Raw genomic sequence first — 20,071 nt, 5'->3', positions numbered from 1 at the left:
ACAATGTGTATCGAATAATAGCAAGTGATAGCATGTACATTTGTGTATTTAATAGTAGATGCACATATGAATATAGTCACAAAATTTACGGTAGCAACAGAGCAGGGAATTGAAGCGTTGTCGATGCTCACCAAAACTCTAGCCCTAGAAAAATTCGGCAGTTTAGTGGAGCCAGCTGAACTAGACAATTACATTGTTGATAGTTTTAATTCCAAAACACTTATCAACGAAATAAACAGTATGTCAAATCAATGGCTGGTGGTATATGCTAACGATCAGCCAATGGGTTATGCCAGAATAACCTCGAAAGGGCAGAAGCCGGATGGCTTGGCAGGTAAACGTGTGATTCGAATCGCGGATTTCGGTGTCTGCCAGCATGAGGCTTTGCAGCAAATGGAGGTATCATTAATGGACAAATGTCTTGCCGTCTGCAGTACCTACGACGTGATTTGGATCAATGAACCCTTAAGAAGTTCGTTTATCGGACTTTTTGAACAGAATGGATTTGTAAAACAACAGGGTATTAGCAGACTCGATGGATTGAACTTGGAATCAGTAGTATATCTCAAGGAGACTTTGTAGTTCAAAGAGTCTTTATATTGATGTATAAACACAGCAAAGTCTATGTTGAGCAAAAAAAGTACACATATTAAGTGTGCTTTTTTTTTGTTTAATGATAGATATTTTAGTGATATAATGTATTTTTAGGAATTTAAAAGAAGATGTTTGTCAAATTCTAATAATCTCTTTTTAACTAAAAAATATCATTTATAACCGATTTCACAAGTGTTTAATGAAGAAAATATCTATAACGTTTCTATATCTTTTGCTCTGTGCATTAGCGCTTGGACAAGAATCTAAGGAGACAAAGTCAGACAGTATCGTACAATATTTTAGTGAAATTAAAACTGCAACTAAAAGTTATTATTCGTTATGGAATAGAGATTTATATGGTGATATTATTTTGGTAGACCCTCAGACACGACAGCTATTTAGTAATAACTTTGGTGCCGATAGTTCGTTTGTGCAATATAAAAATACCTATATTGGTAAATTGCCCGACAGTGTAAATATTGCCAATACGTCTTTAACGTGGAATGGTCGCACTTGGGCGATGATTATGTTGCCTTTATCTAAAGATTATTATGCACGGATCAATTTGTTGGCTCATGAATTGTTTCATTCCGCACAATCGGCTTTGGGCTTCGTTCAAAATAACAGCGAAAGTACCCATCTCGATCAAGAGAATGGACGGATATACTTACGTTTAGAATTGGAGGCGCTTAAAAAGGCGGTTTTTTCAGACGTGCAAGATGAACAACGAATGCACTTGAAGGATGCTTTGATTTTTCGGAAGTATCGAAATTCACTTTTTCCAGGCTCTGCCCATATTGAAAATCAATTGGAACTTAATGAAGGGATTGCAGAGTATACCGGAGTAATGATCAGTGGGAGAGATAAAGAAAAAACAAAAAAACATTTCATTGATGTAATAGACAGATTTTTCAAGAATCCCACTTATGTAAGGTCTTTTGCCTACAATACCACGCCCATCTATGGATATATAATGAGTTTAAAGGATTCGCTTTGGAATCAAAAGATTTCAGTAAATACAGATTTAACTGTATTCTTTATGCGCGAATTGAACGTTGAACTTCCGAAAGATCTTGCAGCAACAGTAAAAGCCATTACAGCGGAATATAATGGAAAACAGATATTCACAGAGGAACAATTACGAGCGGAAAAAATAAAGAAGCAAATTGCATTATATCGTTCCTTGTTTGTGGAACAGCCTCATATGACCATTAAATTTGAGAAAATGAATGTGTCTTTCGATCCGAGAAATATCCTCCCAATCACAGATTTGGGAACTGTTTATCCAACCATAAGGATCACCGATAACTGGGGGATTCTAGATGTCAAAAGTGGGGCGCTCATGGCGCCCAATTGGGATAAAATAACCGTTAGTAGGCCTACTAAAATCGAAGGACAGCGAATAGAGGGTGAGGGTTGGGTGATGCAACTCAAAGATCAGTATACTGTTCAAAAGGACGAATCGCTGAATAATTACAAGCTTATCAAAAAGCAGTAGCTGCACTATCTTGATTTTTATCCACTGTGCAGCCTTATTGAATAAATATTAAATGTTGGTAAATGCATGAGTATCATGAAACATCGTAAAAAGGTTTACCTAAAGATATTCAATTTTTAACTATCGAAATGAGAGATAGTCGCTGGACAAGTCTAAACATAATCCAATGCGTTTAATGCTCTAAATTTTCGCGGACTAAGACCAGTATGCTTTTTTATAAACCGTGTTAATGATGCTGATGAACTAAAACCATAATACGAAGTCAACTCTTTAATCGGAATCTCCGTAGAAGCTAGTTTTTTGGCAATCTCACCTGCAACAATTTCCTTGACGATCGTGCTGGGTGAAGTTTCATTACTTGAAAGCGTCAATCGATGTAACGCTATTCTTGATATATTGAGCTTTTTCAAGTAGAATTGGAGGTCCCAGTGATTCTGGGGATACTGGTGAATAAGATTTTTAAATTCTACTAGAATGGGGTGTTCTGCTAGTAGCAATGCTGAATTTTGATCCAATTGATTTAACGTTTCGTTTTGTTCCTTTATGTAGTTTTTCATGTTTTAAGATAATCGCTCGTTATTGCCGCACTATAGTGTATAGGGCTATAGTTTAGGTTAAGTGTTCCATCAATCTTGTTTGAATGCAAGCAAAATTAGCGTATTAATTTCATAGTGTACTGTTCGAATTTAACGATTCGCTTTTTAAAATTATAATTTTTTATCACCGATTGTGGTAAAACTAACCTACAGCAGACTCTCACTGGAAAATAGGCGGATGGATAAAAACCTGATTCCAATAATAGAGAAATAGCTTTTTTTAATCTAATTTTTGACTGCTATTTTTTTATGATTTTATTTTTCATTATTCTTTGTAGTATAGATGTTTATGTTTGTTATATGTATTAAAAGTTAGGTAAAGAAATAGGCGGGTTATAACTTTTGGTTATACTTTTTTTAGGAGGTTTTAAGCTTCACGTAATGATTAATCTACGTCAAGAGAATGATATATAATTTTATTGATGGTAACAGATGCGATGATTATGTGCTGCCATGTTAATCCCTTATGATGTAGTGTTCGAGGGAATAGCGTTGGGGCTGTGTAATTAGTTTGAATAACATCTAGCTTCTATAGCAGTAGAGAATAAGGGGGGTACTTGTTTCTTATCATTTTTTTAAAACAGATTTTCTTAATAATTATTTGAAATTTATCAAAGCGAAAAGCTTTTCGTTGATTGTGCAAACGTTTGATGTGGAGCGGTTGATTATTTTTCTGTACAATATATTATATCTTGCTTTTAGATTATGAACTAAAATACTTTGCTGAAGGTGAAGTGAATTCTTTGAATGGATCATCTGGTTTTCAAGTTTCGATGAACTATAAATCGATCAGAAAAATAAAAACTTCGAAACAGCCGCTGAGGCTTTGAAGGGTGATCTAAAAGAAGGGTGGACAATTAATACAATTTATAAACTTTAGTTAAAAATTATGAGAAAGACCGTGTTTTCCTTAATCGCGATTTTAGTGATCGCTATGACTACTTCCTGCCGGAAGGATGGGAGCTTAATGTACACTTTACTGAACGATTCCAGCGCAGAATCCCTAGCAATAGCGGATTCGGTCCAACTATTTAAAGTAAGTCCTTCCGCTGCAACTGAGGTTGATAGACTTCAGTTTCGAGCAAATCATAATGAAATGCAAATGACCGGATTTTATGTGGCACCAAACAGTACTATAACCATAAAAGTGAAAGTCAACTCGGGGACGACAGCAGCACGCTTGGCGATCGGGACGCCTTTTAGAGACAATATTAGACCAGTGCGGCAGTATTTCAATCTGCAGGCAGGTACGCAAACGTTCACAGTGGACCAATACGGGGGCTTGGTTTATGTGATTTATACAGCTGATAACTACACAACAACTGGAGAAATAGAGCTTTCTTTTGGCAATGGCTTTATCCCGGTGCCTTACTTTCAAAAGGGAATTACCACCCATGAACAATGGGTAGCTACATTGGATTCGTTGAAAAATACCGTGCCGGATGTCGTCTTCTCGTCAGATCACACCATTATGGTAACCAAAATTGCCGATGCACTATTGTATAAGAACGAAGATCAACAGCTTATTGTGGATAGACTGGATTCAATTATTGGTTTTTCCAATCGTATCAGTGGTTTGAATGGTACGAGTGGAGTCCATGCCATACCATATAATAAACACCTGATTACCGTGAGAGATTCGAGTGCAGGTGGTTATATGGCTGCCGGTATTTCAATTTATTTTACCGATGCTTTATCTTATCGTATGTTGCAGCCAAAATACCTGTCCAATACAAATGGATGGGGAATATGGCATGAAGTAGGGCATACCTATCAACAAAAAGCTTGGACCTGGGGCAATCTGACAGAAACAACCGTGAATGTCTATTCTCTAGCCAGTGAAAGGGGATTTGGATTGCCGGTAAGCCGGGTGACTGCCAATAATTCCTGGCCTAAATTGACGACTTACTTTCAGAAAAACATCGCGGACCGCAACTTTAATTCAGGAGATAATGATTTGAAAATGATTATGTTTCATCAGCTTTGGCTAGGATTTGGTGATGATTTCTACATTAAACTTAGCAAAAGAACCCGCGAGAATAGACCCACAGTTTCAACAGACGCAGAGAAAATGCGCTATTTTATGCTGTCGGCATGTCAGATTGCACAAAAAGATCTTTCGGATTTTTTTAGAAAATGGGGTTTTAAAGTCGATGAATCTGTCTATACGGCGATAAGTGATCTGAATTTGCCGGCTCCTACACAAGATTTAACCGCTTTAAGAGATTAAACTGTCTTTCGTACTGTGACGTTGAATCTGTTAGTACATATTTATAGGAAGTATGTACCTTATTGATGATAAAAAAATTAATCGTTGTTTTACAATAAAAACATTGAAAAGTATTACCTTTAGTATGGAAGTTAATTCCGATAACCACATATTTATTTAATTAATTGAGAAAATGGGTAAATTTGAAGTAAAAACACGGAAAAATGGAGAATTCCAGTTTAATCTAAAAGCTGGAAACGGACAGGTGATTTTAAGCAGTGAAGGCTATACAACTAAAGCAAACTGCTTAAATGGCGTTGAATCTGTAAAAAAGAACGCTCAGGACGATAACAAATTTGATCGTAAAACTTCTACGAACGGTAAGCACTACTTCAATCTCAAGGCTACCAATGGCCAAATTATTGGAACCAGCGAGATGTATGAGAGCGCAAGTGGTATGGAAAATGGCATTGAATCTGTCAAGAAGAATGCGCCTGATGCGACGGTTGAGGAGATAGCCTAAGTCTATTTTCAAATGCCGGACTACTACACGTAAGTGTAAGCAGTCTGTCAATAAGCACGTAGGATTTGATAGTAAAGAGCCGGGTAAAAACCGGCTCTTTTGCGTTTATTTTTCTGTTGTCGGGAGTGGGATGGAAAACCAGAAACTACTGCCCAAACCCACGATGCTATCAACTCCTATCTGACCCCCGTGTTTTTTGATTATTTCAGCGGAAATATAGAGCCCCAGTCCAAGCCCCGAGTAAGATTTACCTTCGTGATTAGCTCTATAATATCGATCAAAAATAAAAGGCTGTACTGCTGGATTAATACCTTCACCTTGATCTTTAACGGTTATTTTGATACGATCTTGCAGTTGTTCAACCGTAATATTGATTTCTCTCGATTCTGGGGCATATTTAACGGCATTATTGACAAAATTGACAAGGACTTGTTCAAGACGTTGTTCGTCAGCAAAGATATCTGCATCGAGATCGCCGGTAATATTAACTTGATGGTTGCCTTGGGATATGATATTGTGACAACTGGAGGTAAGTATCTTTGATGCCTTGAAGGTAGTTTTTTCGAGATGAAGCTGCCCTTCACTGATTCGATGCATATTGAGCAGGTCGTCAACAAGTGTAACGATCTTTTTGATATTGACAGCAGACTGATCAATAAGTCTTGAAATGATGTCACTTCCAGTTTTGTCTTTGAATCGTTCCAGCAGTTGAATCGTTCCCTTTAATCCCGTGACGGGCGTCTTTAGTTCATGGCTGGCAATACCCAGGAAATCATCTTTTTGTGACTCATAATTTTTCCGTTTTGTGATATCCGCCACTACACCAATGAGGTGAGTCGCATTACCTTCTGCATCGTATTTGGGAAGACCCGACGCATTGATCCAATGCAACGATCCATCAGGCCAACGGATGAGATATTCAGCGTGATAAGTGGTCTTGTTCTGGATAGCATCCTGAACTTTTTGATAGACCATTTCGCGGTGATCCGGGACGATGCTTTGCGTGAGGACGTCATAGTCAAAGCGATCGTTTTTAGTGAGGCCAAAATTGAGTTTACAGGTTTCCGAGCAGTCCATTTTACCTGTTCTTATATCGCGATTGTAAGAACCGAGTTCACCAGCTTTTAATGCAATTTCTAGCTGATAGTTGAGGGCTTCAAGGTGTTCGTTTCTTTTGATACGCTCCGTAACCTCATTGGCGATGACAATAATAGACTCCGTTTCACCTTCATCATTCTTCAACGGCTCATAGGTGAAATCAAAATAATGGTCGCCCAATACTCCCATAGACTCAAGTCTTGCGTAGGCAGTGTCTCCAATATAATTTTGGCCAGTAGTAAAGACATCATCCAATATCCCCAAATAAGGCTGTCCCTGTAATTCCGGAAGTGCTTGTGCTAGTGGTTTGCCGAGAATAACCTCTGTTTTGCGCCAGAGTTTGAGCATCATATCGTTGGCAACTTCAATGACTAATTCACGGCCTGTTAAAATCGCAAAGGCTATTGGGGCCTTATCTATAAAGGATCTGAATCGACGTTCACTTTTTTTGAGGTTTTTGTTGAGCAGCACTGTCAAATCATAGGATTTGTTGAGCTGGCTATTGGTACGATAAAGTTCATTGTTGGCAAGCTCCATCTCGTCATTAAGCTCGAGCAGCCGTTGTTGCATGGTTGCCATAGTAATATTGACACCCTCAAGCTCATCAATTTTATCTATGGAAGAACTTCGAAGCTCGATTTGATCCATTGCGGTTCGAGCAAGACCTTCTAATATCTGTCGATCAGCTGCAGTGAAAGCGCGCGGATGTTTGTCGATGACGCACAGTGAACCGATCATAAAACCATCATGCGTAATAAGTGGTGCACCTGCGTAAAACCGTAGTCCAAAATCACCAATTACATTTGGATTGGTCAGTAGGATATCTTCTTTCAGTGTATCTTCAAAGACCGTTACTTTCTTGTCCAGAATAGCTAGACTACACAAGCTTTGCCCTCGATTCGTTTCCTTTGTGGTGCCCATGCCAATATTTGCTTTGAAATAGACAGATTCTGCATCCACCAGTGAGAGCAATGCAATAGGGGCATTGAAGATTTGTGTGGCTAATTTTGCAATTCCATCAAAACTGGCTTCAGAAGGGGTTCCAGTTATTTTATAGCGTCTGAGGGCATTCAGTCTGTCATGTTCATTTTCAGGCATTATATCCATTCCAAACGTATTCTCTATCATAGTGACCGTGTAATTCTTTTCATAAAGATATAGTTTTAATTACAAAAGCGGAGATGCAATTTTTTTTCTCTTCATCGGCAATTCAAAGATTCCCTGAAATGGTTGGTATACCGCAGGAATAACATGCTCCAAGGCTAATAATCAGCGTTAAAGATCGAATAGTGTTGGGGTTTGATCGTGTTGTTCAAGGTCCAGCAGGATAGACTTATTGCGAATGCCCCCGGCAAAGCCAACAAGCTTGCCCGAGGTACCAACTATCCTATGGCAGGGGGCAATGATGGCTATAGGATTTTTATTCAACGCGCCACCAACGGCCCGGACGGCTTTACTGTCGCCAAGTTGCTGCGCCAGTTGACCGTAAGTCCTGGTCGTACCATAGGGAACACCTAAAAGCACTTCCCAGACCCTGATCTGAAAGGCTGTTCCCTGAAAATCAAGCGGAATATCAAATATCTTTCTTTTTTTTGCAAAGTACTCATTCAGCTGCAGTTCTGTCTGTATTAAAACTGGAGCTTGTTCATTGTAGGTTGCTGTAAGAAGTTTTGTGCGGATATAATCCTTGTTCGCCCAAACTAAACCTGAAAGTCCCTTTTCGGTAGCGATTAAGTGTATAGGACCAACTGGTGTGTCGATGATTTTATATACATAATTGGCATTTACTTCCATATTTCCTTTGCGTCAATGTGTATTAGGGGTAAATCTACAAAAATGAACCTATATTGAAGCACATAAAGTTTCTCGACCGGAAATAATATTACAAAAAATTTCTAAACCTATATTTGAGTTAACAGCATGTAGGCACTTCGACATTGGTTTGCGGCTTATGGCTGGGGCAGGATGGCAATCCAACTGTAAAAACCGATCCCTTATTGGGTGTACTTTTGATGTTCACAACACCTTTGTTTCGTTCAATAAGATCCTTGCATAAGACTAGGCCTACACCCGATCCGGGCTCGTCTTCAGTGCCAAAGGACTTTTGCTGAATTTCATTAAAAAGTGCGGCTGACTTCGAAGGGTTAATTCCTATTCCTTCATCCTGAATATGAATATGTGTATAGGTTTCATCCATGCTGGTGTAAATGTTGATATTCCCATTCACATAGCTGAATTTGATTGCATTGCTAATCAGGTTGCGTAAAATAATGATGGTATGATCGCGATTGGCAATTATCTGCGTGTTGTTAGGTATATTAATATTGATTTTTAGTTGTTTAGATTGTGTGTTCTCATTAAAAACTTTAATAATTTGTTGTATCATAGGTTTGATCAATTGGGGTGATGCTTTAGTATTCATACCTTGCATACTGCTGCTGCCCCACTGCAGCAAATCATCCAAAGCTTGATTCTGTTGCGTAATCTGCTGATAGATCTGTTGGATATATTCCTGGGATGCCGTACTGTCGAGCATTTGATTACGAAACATAAATACCAGTGCTTCCAAGTTGGCAAAAGGACTTTTGATGTCGTGCGCGATAATAAGTAAAATTTTTCTTTGTCCCGATTCATGGATTCTAAGTTGAGACGTTGCTGCTCAATTTTTTTCATATTCTTATAGATGATATCAAGAAAGAAGTTGACCGCAACGACCATGAAAGCAAGTGCATTGATAATATTGAAAACAGATCTGGATCGTGGAACTTGTTGGCTCAGGGGAAGTATATCAGGAAGCAAATATAACAGTAAAATCAGGAAAGCTACCGTAATACAAAGGACTATATGGATCTTTCGGTTGTCATACATTAACATCGAGACAATCAAAGTGCACAATAAAAAATATTCACCGCCATTTTTATAAAGTAGCGCCCCAGCGAAGAAAAACACAGAATTACTTGTCAATAGTGTTGCCTTAGCGATATTGTGTTTCCCATAATATTGAAGCAGAAGGACCGTAAACGAACATATAGAATTGGAGAAATTAATCGCCGATAAAACATAGCGGTGGTCGATAAGATTGAGGATTGAAAAGAAAATTGTCGGAAATAAACATAACAATGCAATCAAATTTATCATGTGCACACGTTTGAAATCGATGTATGACATGCCCGGATGTGCACCAATATGGGAAAATAGTTTCCAATATTTACGAAAATTATTCATAGAGACGTGTCTGATTTTGCTTACAATTTCTAAACACTCAAAATTAGCCATAAATCAGCAGTCCAACAATGATTTTTCTTGAAAGCAGGTTAAGATTGGTAAAATCTGCCATGAAAGGAAGATAAAAGGGTTACGTCGCTTGATTAATTTGGGAAAAATAAACGGATTTCGGTTCCTTGGTTTTCCTTACTGAAGATGGCCATCTGCGCTTTGAGTCTTTCAAGAATTTCCTGAACGATAAACAATCCGATGCCTTTTCCCTGGTAATCCGTTGAATTTGAACCACGGAGTCTTTCCATGCGGATATTTTCGAGTTCATGCTGCGGAATACCGATACCATTGTCTTTGATGATATATAACACACCGTTCGTTACTTTTTCACTATAGATATGCACCGCTGCTTTCTTATTGGCCGAAGAGTATTTGACGGCATTGTTGATCAAGTTTGTAAAGATTTGGTAGATTGCATTTTGATCACTGTTTACTGGAAAAAGATCGCCAAAGATAAGTTCAGTATGTGGGCTCCGGTATAGTAATTTGGCTTCCCGGCACCAATTGGGCAATTTAAGATCTAAACGAAGAGCTTGTTTCCGTAGTCTGTTAATTGGAGCAAGACTCAGTTCGACCGTTTTGTCGATAATATCAGCAATGTTTTCAAGTGATTGATCAATGACATCATACAATTCGAGCCGTCTATTGGACTGCATATCCAAATGTTCTTTTAGTACACCTATACCCAATTTAGCAAGAGCCAAAGGATTTTTAGCATCATGTGATAGCGTATAGGATATCATGCGCAGGTTGGTTGCGGGATTGATTGTTATATTTTCTTGATCTTCAGGTTTCTCTTCGTGTATCTTATGCGTGACATCTGTGGCTGTGTGGAGGATGGAATAAGTTCGGCCACGCTTATCAAAGAGGGGCCTATATTCAAAATCAAAATAACGTTTGATCTTGAAATCACGATCAATGATCGTTGCAGGGGTTTCAAATGCCTTGTAGGTGACACCGCTCTCCCAGACATTACGGAGTATATCTGTAAATCCTTCTTGGGTAAAAACCGGAAAAACCTCTCCAAAGGAATGTCCAAATATTTCGTTTTCTGTACGCCACATATTTAGCATTCGCGAGTTGGCGAATGCGATATTGAGGTTCGAATTATCATAAATGGCAGTTGCAATCGGCATCTGATTTAATGCTTCAAAAAAAATCGGAATATCCTTTTGAGGTTTTTGCATATTGGGTATTTAATGATCATCTGCTTACCGCAGTGCGACCGTAAAATTAATCAAAAATCAAGCCAATAGCGATGGTTTTTAATGTTTCTTGGGAAAAATATGGCCAATCATTGGGCGTGGAAATAGCGCAATAAAAACACACTAAATTATTATTATATTTAATAAACTTCAAAGGAAATGTAAGTTAACAATAGACAGGGATTTGTAATCATACCAATTATGGATAAGTATTTGGAAATTAGGAAATATGATGTTCAGGATAGAAATAAGCTGATCGATATTCTTCATATGAATATACCGAAGTACTTTGCACAGAGCGAGGTTGCTGATTTCACAGAATATCTTGACCAGGAAATGGAGACGTATTTTGTTGCACTGGTTAACGGGCAAATTATTGGTGGCGGTGGAGTAGGTTTTTCTGATGATGAGCGCATAGGTTTTTTGAGCTGGAGTTTTTTAAATCCAAAATATCACGGATTTGGTTTTGGAAAAAATCTATTGCATCACCGTATTGACTTTCTGTACACCCATCATCAGGTTGAAAAGATCGAAGTCGGTACCTCTCAATTCACGTTCGGATTTTATAAGAAAAATGGTTTTATACTAAGGGAAATCCATAAAGACTATTGGGCTGAAGGCTTTGATTTATATGATATGGTCCATACAAGAGAATAGACAAAACCATTACCACTGATTCGATGAAAAGCTGATGAATAAAGTGTAGCTCATTGATTGAATGAGACCAAGTTTTCCTTGATTTGATTCAGGTGGTGTAAGGGATGATAGCTCATCAGAAAAAACATTTCGCGTATACTGAGTTTGCCGAGTAGAGGATGTGGTAAAACCAGGCTATCGAGCTCCTCTTCATTGTACAGTACAAATAGCTGATTGATTGTAGCCAATACTTCTTCCAGTTGCGCAATCAGCCCCTCTTTCTGTGCGGGCAGGATTTCTTCAGGCAAAAATTGACTTGGGGCCTGCCGGCTTGTTTTGAGATAATTGTTACGCACCGTGTCGTAGTCCCAGGTTGCGCGTTGCAGGGATCCAAATTTTTGGGCTATATAATCTTTTGACTGAAGTACCTTTGGAAAGGGTAGAAGCGTTAAGAGAATATGTTTTAGCTGCTGACCAGCCGTCCATTTTTCATGATTACGATATGAAAAATGAGGCTCAGGTAATGCCTGGATATAGGCAATAACCGTATAGTGGTTGTCAGAAAAAGTTTTGATCAGTTCTTGTCTATTCATCCTAATTTTAGTGATAAGTGATTATTTCGATCGTTTTTTCTAGCTTATTGATAAGTCAAAGTCAGTATGATCTACTAAAAATATAAAATTATTTGCTACCCTCAATTATGAATCTCACTTATTCGGTGTTGATCAAAGCTAGAAAAGGCCGATATTATTTGCGATATCGGCCCTATATTCTATCGATCTAAATTTTAATATGCACCAAAATCTGCAAGATGAGAATAGAAGAAATCACCCCAAGAACTTGTGGATTCTATTTTAAGGTATTGGGTGGTAATGGATGTATTAAGATCGACATTGATCCAGGAGCCAGCGACTTTGCTCAACTGAGTCGTTTTGATCAACGTCCAGCTTATACCATTTGTACTTGAGTAAATATTGACATCTTTCATCGCTCCATTTAAATTGTCGCGGTTACGGAAAGCAACTCCTTTTACGGTACGTAATGCACCCATATTGACGGCGAAGAAATGTGGCTGCGGAGTTTGAGTGGACGACCAGGGAGTATGCCAGACTGTACTTCTATTCATATCCAATACATTGCTTGCCGGTGATCCAGGCTCATTACTATCGCTAGCTACAATTGACCAACCTGTGGTCGGTAACAATGTATAGGTCACAACCTTGGATAAATCGGGGATATTGTTAACGAAGTTATAAGCGTATCCTAAGGTAGTACGGCTTCCATTGACATGGAGAAATCCTATTCTCATTTCGTAATTTCCTGTCAGATCATAAAAATCAGCTAATGGGCACTCAAATCGAAAACTATCCTGACCTATTATTTTTGTAGCCCATTGTACGGCATCATAATCGTTATTCACTCCAAAAGGCTCCCTATCGTGCCAAACAACAATGTCATTGACTGGTTTTGTTGTTGTAAATTTCCCCGAAACTATAATCTTATTGTTCACAAAACTTGATGACAGGGATGTTATTTCTGCAGATGCGGATGCGTACCAGTCAGTTCTTACCACAGGGCTGAATACTTGGCTATTGTTAAATGTCGCTGCTGTGGTATTGGTCAAAGAAGTTGTAGAGATTCCATAGGTTGAATTGCCTGAGCCCATTAATGCGGTACCTAAAGTTGGCGCTAGCGTTTTGTTCATTTTGTTGTGGCTGGCATTTAATCCATGGCCCAGTTCGTGAATCATTCCACCTATCCATACAGTTGCTTTCCATCCAATATCACCGCCTATTCCTAAGTTTTTAGCGTCTAGATTTACATAATCTAACGCATAGCAGCTAGTACCTGTACCATAGAATGGAGGACCTCCCGGATTAGCTGGATCTGTATTGTAGGTTGGAATAATGATTAGATTGTGCTCGCTTTTTTTTCCTGACGGATTTTGATTAAAATAGCTGTCCACTTCGGCTTTCACAGCGCCGCTGCCCCCTGAGTACGGATAAGTAGCTTTGCCATATTTTCCAGCGATGTAATGGATATTAATCAGGCTGTCATTGAGCAGATCCAATCCGAAGGATTTTCTGCCGAAGCCTTCGCGGTCCATATTATTTGCAAACATATTTTGGGCGTCCAACAGGATCTTGCTAAGACGCTTTCTGAAGTTGGGAATGGAATCCACATCATTTGGAACAAAATAGATGACGTTCAGCTTGTAGGGATTACTGTTCCATTCATTTGTTACCGAGCTAGTTGATGTTTTTGCTTTTAGAGTTTCGACACTTTCTTCGGTATTTACCAAAGTCTTGTTACAGGATGCAGCCCCTAAAGCGAGGGTTGCAAGCATTAGATTTAAAAGTTTTCTCATAATGGTTTATATTGTGTATCAATAAATATAAATAAGGCATCTTTTATTGGTGTGTAAAAAAATAAACTTTTATCACAATTAGTTTAGTCAATCGATTGATTAATCAACTTTGAAAAATGTTTTGTAACATTTTAATTTATTTGAGCATGAAATGGTTGAGAGTTAATAATGGCTGGATAAAATTTAACCGACTTCTTACTTGCTTTTCATCCAGGTCTTATTACATTTGATTGTATGAATATTTAAATCGTATGGAAAAAATTAAAAACCTGATATTATTGTTGGGCGCACCCAATGATGAGCAGGGGAATCTCAGCGTTATGGCATTAGATAGAAATGAATGTGCCTATAATTTCTATTGTCATAATGAAGGGACTACAATTTTGTGTACCGGCGGCATGGGTGAACATTTCAATCGGACAGAAAAGCCGCATGGCGCTTATGCTCAAGCTTATCTTATGGAAAGAGGTGTCGCAGAGAAAGATTTACTTCCATGTGTACTATCCACAAATACTGACGAAGATTTTATGCTATCAAAAGAGATCATCAAAAAGATCTCTCCGGATCTCTTCATCGTGATTACCTCAGATTTTCACATGAAGCGAGCGAAATTATTGCAAGAAAAACTCATTGACTACCCAAATGTATTGTTTATTGCTGCAAAGTCGACTGTTAGTCCCGACGAACTTAATTTGTTGTTACGGCATGAACAACAAGCTATTCGAAGAATACTGGAACGTTAAACAGGTGTATTGAATAGCACTATTTTTAGCGGTTGCCTCTTATGCCGGCAAATTTTTTATACATTAACCCAGTTTCTTTCTGAGCCATTTGCGGACAGGTTCGTCATACCATTTCAAGCTTACATAGGCCATTGTAATACTTCCTACCAAAATCAATAGGGCATAAGGCAAAGCTTTTATAAGCGTCATATCCTTATTGTTGCTGATCCAGGCAACATAAAAATAGACGAAAGGGTAGTGTACGAGGTATAACGGGTACGAGATGTCACCCAGAAATTTACAAAGCTTGTTTTCTAATCTGCTGCTTGATATGCTGCTTGTCCCCAGGTAAACGATCAGGGGGAATACAATGATAATACATACCGACTCATATATCCCGTTCATCCAGAGCTGTTCTGCTCCACCTATACGAGGCATATACAATACAATGGCGATTAAAATACTACAGTATAAAAAAGCATGTCGGATACGGCTCGGGCTCGTTATTCTGGATAGCAGGAGTCCCGCAAAAAAAGGGTACATGGTGCGGGTGATTCCTATCCGCACTTGTTCAGCATTTAATGTCCAGCCACCGCTAACATCTCCAGTAGGACTTGTGATCGCCAAATGGGCGAGTGCCACAGCTGCAATAAAGACCAAAATGCTTAACGCTGTTTTGGATAGTTTGCGAATACCGATGGCATATAGCATATTGGCAATATATTCAAAAAACAATGACCAACCGACACTATTGAGCGGATGCATTTCCTGCCAGCCTCGAATATCCAAAGAGAGGGGAACTGGAAGAATCGTATAACCAATGAGCATGACCAAAAGCATTTTCCAGAGCGGAACGGTGTGAATAAGTGGCCAGATTGTAGAATCTGTAAAATAAAAGCCTATTGCACCAAGAGTCATACCTAATATAACCATCGGCTGAAGGCGTTCAATACGGCGTTTAAAGAAGGTACCAATAGACATTTTATGCCAGCGATCATCATAGGCATAGCCGATTACAAATCCAGATAAAAGGAAGAAAAAGTCAACGGCCAAATAGCCATGGTTGACCAAGATATCGAGATGTCCTGTTCCCAATGGCTCCGTGAGATGAAAGGTTACAACGATAATCGCAGCGACGCCTCGTAGTCCGTCTAAAATGGGATAGTGTGGCTTTGTAGAAAGGTTTTTATTGTTCATGGCTTCTGATTGTATTTCGAAGATGTCTATGGACTTGCTAACTGTTTATAAATGTTATTGAATGAATGGCTGAAAATAATGAAATAACAGGTTTAAATTTGATCAAATCGTATCAAAATCCCGATGGTTAGTCTCATTTTTTGTGATGTACCGAATCGTTTATGGGGATTCACAATTTTTATTGCTGGTACACTCAGCTGCCGGCATTTTAATGCTTATAGATTGTACATTCCGAGATCCAATGACCCAAATTTTTCATATCTTGTTGTCCAATTCACAAAGGCTTTCTTCGACTGTCAGTTTACGTGAAATCGAGAAGCTCCCTTTGCGCATTGAAAATTCCGCTGTGCATTTATAAACATAAATTAATAAAAGAAATGATCGTTGTTAAAGTAACCTATAGTGTCCATGATGACTATGTACACATGAATAAAAAAATGATTGAAAGCTTTCTCAAAGATTTCAGGAAGTTAGATGGAACACAATTCCTGTATACTATTTTGCAGGGTGGTGAAAGCAATACTTTCGTACATATTTCCCAATATAAGAATAAAGAGATACAGTATCAATTGCTGAGAATACCGAGCTTTGTCCTTTTTCAGGAACAAAGAGATAAAAACCTTGCTGTTGAGCCCAAAATTGAGTTTATGAACTTTATAGGGAGCTCAAACGATCCGTTTTAGCGAAGGAGGGACCGCGCTTCATGCAAAAGATATGTTTAATCACTATAGGCAATTAAACCACTTTGTTTGTTACTTGCAATGTCAAGTATTTGGATGAAGCTATTTATGTCAGTATCCATTTGGAGTCCCTTGTTTAGTATAATTTGCTCAATTTGTTTAATCAGAGCAGTATCCAGCCTGAAATCCGTATAATAGTCAAATCGTGTGGCGATTATGCCTTTTCGCTGAAGACTGCTGAAAGTTTTTTCGTCAAGTTGTCCAGCGAAAACCAATCCTGCCTTTTCAGGGAAATCTGGTTTTACTTGTTTATCATCAATAATATAAAAATCTAACATCTCAGGATTTAATTTTTACAAGTATCTGGTTATTACGACTCGATAATGGGCCGTTTACTTCAATAGCTTGTATACCAAAGTCGTCAATCCAATCGCGGAGTAAATCATTAACTTTAGATCTAAGTTTGGGTAGATCCGACTTGTGGCAAGGTATCAAATCGGGGTCTTCAATGGGGACAAACACCAAAAGATCAATTTCGGCCAATATAGCAAAGGTCTTTTCAAAAAGGAACTGAATATTTTTCTTTGGATCAAGAATATACAGATAAGCTAAGATATCGAGTACACATCTATCGAATATTACATTGTCTCCGCTTTGTGAAATTAGCTGGGCAGAGTAGTTAAATTGTTCAACGAAGTCTTCGGCAGTGGGTTCTTCAAGGAATTCATGCCCCGATGATTCCAGCTGATAGTAAGGTTCTACTTCCAGTGTATATCCGGGAAGCTTTTCTAGAAGCTCTTCTGCTAAGGTGGTTTTACCTACTTTCTGCGTGCCAAATAGGGCAATTCTCATTTTTAAATTTATTTTATGAACTAAGCTGTCAATATCTAAGGTAATGTTGTTAAACAAGAAAAGCTAATTAAATATCCGATATTCTAATCGCCTTCATATGTTTTATGCTGTATCTAACGCTTTCCAAAAAATTACATGCAATAGCCGGATCAAGCATCCGCAAACAGAATATAGTGTTATTGATGGACAGGAAAAAGGCAAAGTAAGGGACATTAATAATTTGCTCAGGAGAGATCAGATCAAAAACATGACTTCCGATGCTGAGAAAAAAGCAGTAATTAATATCACGACTTTTAAAAACCTTTAAATAGAGAGCAGAATCTATTATCTCTATTAGTATTCTTTGGATTGGTTTACGCGCGCATATCCCTAAGCTTCCAAAAGCAGAAAATAGAGACCGGTCTTTCGAATTTTACTCCGTTAAAACAAAAAAAGCTAATCTTGCGATTAGCTTTTTTCTGTGATCCCGCTGGGATTCGAACCCAGGACCCATACATTAAAAGTGTATTGCTCTACCAGCTGAGCTACGGAATCTTACTTCTTTATTTTTGAACTACCGTTCCTTGTTTGAAGTGATGCAAAAGTAGGGCTTTAATCCTATTCCTGCAAATAATTTTGGCTTAAAATCACGCTCTAATGCTTAATAAGCTGATTTTAAGCCAAAAAAATTAATCATTTTCCAAATCCATGATTTCTTCCGCCAACTGCTCCCAACTCTCCTGGAATTGTGTCAATAATGCCTTTGCTGAGTTGTAAGAACGTGTAGTTTCCTGTAACTTAGTCGCATCCGAATAAACCGCTTCGTCCGCAAGCTTCGATTCTAAGTTTTTGACTAAAATTTCCTGCTCCTCAATTTTTTGTTCAAAAGACGTTAGCTCCTTATTTTTCTTGCTCAACAAACGTGTCTTATCTTCCGTAAGTGGTTGCTTCTCTTTCTTTACTTTGGGTTCTTCCTTGACTTTTTTCTCGGTTTTTACCTCCGTCTTCACAACGCGTTTTGCAGCCCATTCTTCATACTCCTGGTAAGTACCTGGGTATTCCTTGATCTGTTTGTCTTCAATGTACCAGATTTTGTTCGCTACATTGTCCAAGAAATACCGGTCGTGGGATACAACGATAAATGTACCTTCGTATTGCTGCAAAGCCTGGATCAGAATGTTGACAGACTGCATATCCAAGTGGTTGGTAGGTTCATCGAGCGCTAAGAAGTTCGCGTCTGCGGTTAATACTTTTGCAAGAGCCACACGTGATTTCTCGCCTCCGGAAAGTACTTTGATCTTTTTGAAAGCATCGTCTCCAGTGAATAGAAAACATCCAAGAATGGAGCGCAATTCGGTCTCTGTATGCTTCGGTGCAAAAGTTTGTAACTCGGCAAGGATGGAATTTTCCAGATGTAAGGCTTCCAGCTGATGTTGTGCAAAAAATGTTTGCGAAACGTTGTGTCCCTGTTCTGCCTTTCCTTCAAACTCGTGATCCGCGTTAGCCACGATACGTAAGAGGGTAGATTTACCTTTACCATTGGCACCAATTAGTGCAATCTTATTACCCTTTTCTATAATTGCTGAGGTATTTTTTAAGATCTCCAGGTTAGGGTAGGACTTGGAAATATTTTCCAACGTCACAACGTGACGACCTGAAGGTTTTGAAAATTTAAAGCTGAAGTTTACTGTAGGATTGTCATCGTCAACATCGTCAATTCTCTCCAAGCGATCCAACGCTTTGATCCGCGACTGCGCCATTTTGGCTTTGGAAGCCTTAGCGCGGAAACGCTCAATTAAACGTTCTTCCTGTTTTATCTTGGCTTGCTGGTTTTTAAACTGATTGGCCTGCAATTCATTCCGTAATTCCTTCTCTTCAAGATAAAAACTGTAATTACCTGCATAAAGTGTTAATTTTCCTTTACGTGATTCTACCGTTTTCTTGATGATGCGGTCAAGGAAATATCGATCGTGGGAAACAATCACAATGGCGCCATCAAATGCTTGCAGATAGTTCTCCAGCCATTTGATGGAAGGTAAGTCCATGTGGTTGGTCGGCTCATCCAGTAACAGAATATCCGGAGTTTGCAATAAGATACGGGCAAGCATAACCCGCATACGCCATCCTCCAGAGAAAGTGGCCAATGGTCTTTTTTGTTCTTCTTCCGAAAAACCTAGACCAGCAAGGATTTCATGGGCCTTAAATTCGATGTTATAACCATCTAAGGCCTCAAATTCTACTTGTTTATCGCTTAGTTTATTCAGGATGTCATCCGAATAATCTGTTTCTAGTTTGTGGAGTAAGTCTTCGATTTCGGCATGTAATTGATTTTGGCGCTCAAAAGCTTCCATGGCAACATGCAGAATGCTTTTGTCAGAATGGTACGACAATAAGTCCTGGTTTAAATAACCGATCTTAAGGTCCTTCGCCATGGAAATCGTTCCTGATGTGGGCGTATATTGACCGACAATAAGGCGAAGTAAAGTCGATTTACCTGTACCATTGGCACCGATCAAGCCAACTTTATCTCCTGGTTTGATATGCCAGTTTGCTTCGTCATATAAAGCGCGAGATCCTATTTCAAATGTTAAATTATTTATTGATATCATTTCAACTGCAAAAGTACAAAAGTAATGAA

The 20,071-nt window shown here is 38.6% G+C and carries 18 protein-coding genes and 1 tRNA gene; 7 read left to right on the top strand and 12 right to left on the bottom strand.

Annotated elements, in window-relative coordinates; genetic code table 11:
- Window positions 1-66: 66 nt before the first annotated feature.
- On the top strand, window positions 67-582 hold the full coding sequence (locus BV902_RS16075) for an N-acetyltransferase (RefSeq protein WP_075992807.1): 516 nt from the start codon (window positions 67-69) through the stop codon (window positions 580-582).
- Window positions 583-793: 211 nt separating this feature from the next.
- On the top strand, window positions 794-2,092 hold the full coding sequence (locus BV902_RS16070) for a hypothetical protein (protein WP_075992806.1): 1,299 nt from the start codon (window positions 794-796) through the stop codon (window positions 2,090-2,092).
- Window positions 2,093-2,244: 152 nt separating this feature from the next.
- Here BV902_RS16070 and BV902_RS16065 read toward each other — a convergent pair whose 3' ends face one another.
- Entirely contained in the window at window positions 2,245-2,649 is a 405-nt protein-coding gene (locus BV902_RS16065; RefSeq protein WP_075992805.1) for a helix-turn-helix domain-containing protein, read from the bottom strand.
- 928 nt (window positions 2,650-3,577) lie between these two features.
- Here BV902_RS16065 and BV902_RS16060 point away from each other — a divergent pair.
- Window positions 3,578-4,918: a M60 family metallopeptidase gene (locus BV902_RS16060; RefSeq protein ID WP_075992804.1), complete on the top strand. Its 1,341-nt coding sequence runs from the start codon at window positions 3,578-3,580 to the stop codon at window positions 4,916-4,918.
- Between the two features lie 172 nt (window positions 4,919-5,090).
- Entirely contained in the window at window positions 5,091-5,420 is a 330-nt protein-coding gene (locus BV902_RS16055; RefSeq protein WP_075992803.1) for a YegP family protein, read from the top strand.
- Between the two features lie 105 nt (window positions 5,421-5,525).
- On the opposite strand, the gene BV902_RS16050 is transcribed toward BV902_RS16055, so the two are convergent.
- The 4 genes from BV902_RS16050 to BV902_RS16035 form a co-directional block, all read right to left on the bottom strand.
- Window positions 5,526-7,646 (bottom strand): ATP-binding protein, encoded by a 2,121-nt coding sequence (locus BV902_RS16050; protein ID WP_075992802.1) that lies wholly within the window; start codon window positions 7,644-7,646, stop codon window positions 5,526-5,528.
- A gap of 147 nt (window positions 7,647-7,793) precedes the next feature.
- Window positions 7,794-8,312, bottom strand: a complete 519-nt coding sequence (locus tag BV902_RS16045) for a methylated-DNA--[protein]-cysteine S-methyltransferase (protein ID WP_075992801.1) — start codon at window positions 8,310-8,312, stop codon at window positions 7,794-7,796.
- Between the two features lie 118 nt (window positions 8,313-8,430).
- Entirely contained in the window at window positions 8,431-9,069 is a 639-nt protein-coding gene (locus tag BV902_RS16040) for a sensor histidine kinase (protein WP_075992800.1), read from the bottom strand.
- Between the two features lie 817 nt (window positions 9,070-9,886).
- On the bottom strand, window positions 9,887-10,981 hold the full coding sequence (locus BV902_RS16035; protein ID WP_075992799.1) for a sensor histidine kinase: 1,095 nt from the start codon (window positions 10,979-10,981) through the stop codon (window positions 9,887-9,889).
- 219 nt (window positions 10,982-11,200) lie between these two features.
- Here BV902_RS16035 and BV902_RS16030 point away from each other — a divergent pair, with 219 nt between their 5' ends.
- The gene (locus BV902_RS16030) at window positions 11,201-11,656 is read left to right on the top strand and encodes a GNAT family N-acetyltransferase (protein WP_075992798.1); all 456 of its coding nucleotides are present in this window, start codon (window positions 11,201-11,203) and stop codon (window positions 11,654-11,656) included.
- 50 nt (window positions 11,657-11,706) lie between these two features.
- Here BV902_RS16030 and BV902_RS16025 read toward each other — a convergent pair whose 3' ends face one another.
- Together BV902_RS16025 and BV902_RS16020 are read right to left on the bottom strand one after the other, a co-directional pair.
- Window positions 11,707-12,228: a DinB family protein gene (locus BV902_RS16025; protein ID WP_075992797.1), complete on the bottom strand. Its 522-nt coding sequence runs from the start codon at window positions 12,226-12,228 to the stop codon at window positions 11,707-11,709.
- A gap of 194 nt (window positions 12,229-12,422) precedes the next feature.
- Complete coding sequence (locus BV902_RS16020; RefSeq protein ID WP_083663645.1) at window positions 12,423-14,003, bottom strand: discoidin domain-containing protein; 1,581 nt, start codon at window positions 14,001-14,003, stop codon at window positions 12,423-12,425.
- 251 nt (window positions 14,004-14,254) lie between these two features.
- Here BV902_RS16020 and BV902_RS16015 point away from each other — a divergent pair, with 251 nt between their 5' ends.
- Window positions 14,255-14,746 carry a YdcF family protein gene (locus tag BV902_RS16015; protein WP_075992796.1) on the top strand — a complete coding sequence of 164 codons (492 nt, stop codon included), beginning with the start codon at window positions 14,255-14,257 and terminating at the stop codon, window positions 14,744-14,746.
- A 63-nt stretch (window positions 14,747-14,809) separates the two neighbouring features.
- Here BV902_RS16015 and BV902_RS16010 read toward each other — a convergent pair whose 3' ends face one another.
- The gene (locus BV902_RS16010; RefSeq protein WP_075992795.1) at window positions 14,810-15,922 is read right to left on the bottom strand and encodes an acyltransferase family protein; all 1,113 of its coding nucleotides are present in this window, start codon (window positions 15,920-15,922) and stop codon (window positions 14,810-14,812) included.
- A gap of 377 nt (window positions 15,923-16,299) precedes the next feature.
- Here BV902_RS16010 and BV902_RS16000 point away from each other — a divergent pair, with 377 nt between their 5' ends.
- The gene (locus tag BV902_RS16000) at window positions 16,300-16,605 is read left to right on the top strand and encodes a hypothetical protein (RefSeq protein WP_075992793.1); all 306 of its coding nucleotides are present in this window, start codon (window positions 16,300-16,302) and stop codon (window positions 16,603-16,605) included.
- A gap of 35 nt (window positions 16,606-16,640) precedes the next feature.
- Here the strand turns inward: BV902_RS16000 and BV902_RS15995 are convergent, their stop codons facing one another.
- From BV902_RS15995 to BV902_RS15975, 4 genes are all read right to left on the bottom strand, one after another.
- Complete coding sequence (locus tag BV902_RS15995; RefSeq protein WP_075992792.1) at window positions 16,641-16,940, bottom strand: hypothetical protein; 300 nt, start codon at window positions 16,938-16,940, stop codon at window positions 16,641-16,643.
- A 1-nt stretch (window position 16,941) separates the two neighbouring features.
- The gene (locus tag BV902_RS15990; RefSeq protein WP_075992791.1) at window positions 16,942-17,454 is read right to left on the bottom strand and encodes an ATP/GTP-binding protein; all 513 of its coding nucleotides are present in this window, start codon (window positions 17,452-17,454) and stop codon (window positions 16,942-16,944) included.
- Window positions 17,455-17,915: 461 nt separating this feature from the next.
- A tRNA-Lys gene (locus tag BV902_RS15980) sits at window positions 17,916-17,988 on the bottom strand.
- A gap of 134 nt (window positions 17,989-18,122) precedes the next feature.
- Window positions 18,123-20,042 carry an ABC-F family ATP-binding cassette domain-containing protein gene (locus tag BV902_RS15975; protein ID WP_075992789.1) on the bottom strand — a complete coding sequence of 640 codons (1,920 nt, stop codon included), beginning with the start codon at window positions 20,040-20,042 and terminating at the stop codon, window positions 18,123-18,125.
- Window positions 20,043-20,071: the final 29 nt, after the last annotated feature.

This window comes from Sphingobacterium sp. B29 (assembly GCF_001952815.1).
Classification (GTDB): domain Bacteria; phylum Bacteroidota; class Bacteroidia; order Sphingobacteriales; family Sphingobacteriaceae; genus Sphingobacterium; species Sphingobacterium siyangense.
This window is presented reverse-complemented; position numbering and strand designations above follow the sequence as displayed.

Bases quoted from the DNA above. Each gene is read 5' to 3' on its own strand.
- BV902_RS16020 (WP_083663645.1), bottom strand. From the start codon at position 14,003: ATGAGAAAACTTTTAAATCTAATGCTTGCAACCCTCGCTTTAGGGGCT.
- BV902_RS16015 (WP_075992796.1), top strand. From the start codon at position 14,255: ATGGAAAAAATTAAAAACCTGATATTATTGTTGGGCGCACCCAATGAT.
- BV902_RS16075 (WP_075992807.1), top strand. From the start codon at position 67: ATGAATATAGTCACAAAATTTACGGTAGCAACAGAGCAGGGAATTGAA.
- BV902_RS16055 (WP_075992803.1), top strand. From the start codon at position 5,091: ATGGGTAAATTTGAAGTAAAAACACGGAAAAATGGAGAATTCCAGTTT.
- BV902_RS16000 (WP_075992793.1), top strand. From the start codon at position 16,300: ATGATCGTTGTTAAAGTAACCTATAGTGTCCATGATGACTATGTACAC.
- BV902_RS16035 (WP_075992799.1), bottom strand. From the start codon at position 10,981: ATGCAAAAACCTCAAAAGGATATTCCGATTTTTTTTGAAGCATTAAAT.
- BV902_RS15975 (WP_075992789.1), bottom strand. From the start codon at position 20,042: ATGATATCAATAAATAATTTAACATTTGAAATAGGATCTCGCGCTTTA.
- BV902_RS16025 (WP_075992797.1), bottom strand. From the start codon at position 12,228: ATGAATAGACAAGAACTGATCAAAACTTTTTCTGACAACCACTATACG.
- BV902_RS16065 (WP_075992805.1), bottom strand. From the start codon at position 2,649: ATGAAAAACTACATAAAGGAACAAAACGAAACGTTAAATCAATTGGAT.
- BV902_RS16010 (WP_075992795.1), bottom strand. From the start codon at position 15,922: ATGAACAATAAAAACCTTTCTACAAAGCCACACTATCCCATTTTAGAC.
- BV902_RS15995 (WP_075992792.1), bottom strand. From the start codon at position 16,940: ATGTTAGATTTTTATATTATTGATGATAAACAAGTAAAACCAGATTTC.
- BV902_RS16030 (WP_075992798.1), top strand. From the start codon at position 11,201: ATGGATAAGTATTTGGAAATTAGGAAATATGATGTTCAGGATAGAAAT.
- BV902_RS16040 (WP_075992800.1), bottom strand. From the start codon at position 9,069: ATGTTTCGTAATCAAATGCTCGACAGTACGGCATCCCAGGAATATATC.
- BV902_RS16070 (WP_075992806.1), top strand. From the start codon at position 794: ATGAAGAAAATATCTATAACGTTTCTATATCTTTTGCTCTGTGCATTA.
- BV902_RS16050 (WP_075992802.1), bottom strand. From the start codon at position 7,646: ATGATAGAGAATACGTTTGGAATGGATATAATGCCTGAAAATGAACAT.
- BV902_RS16045 (WP_075992801.1), bottom strand. From the start codon at position 8,312: ATGGAAGTAAATGCCAATTATGTATATAAAATCATCGACACACCAGTT.
- BV902_RS15990 (WP_075992791.1), bottom strand. From the start codon at position 17,454: ATGAGAATTGCCCTATTTGGCACGCAGAAAGTAGGTAAAACCACCTTA.
- BV902_RS16060 (WP_075992804.1), top strand. From the start codon at position 3,578: ATGAGAAAGACCGTGTTTTCCTTAATCGCGATTTTAGTGATCGCTATG.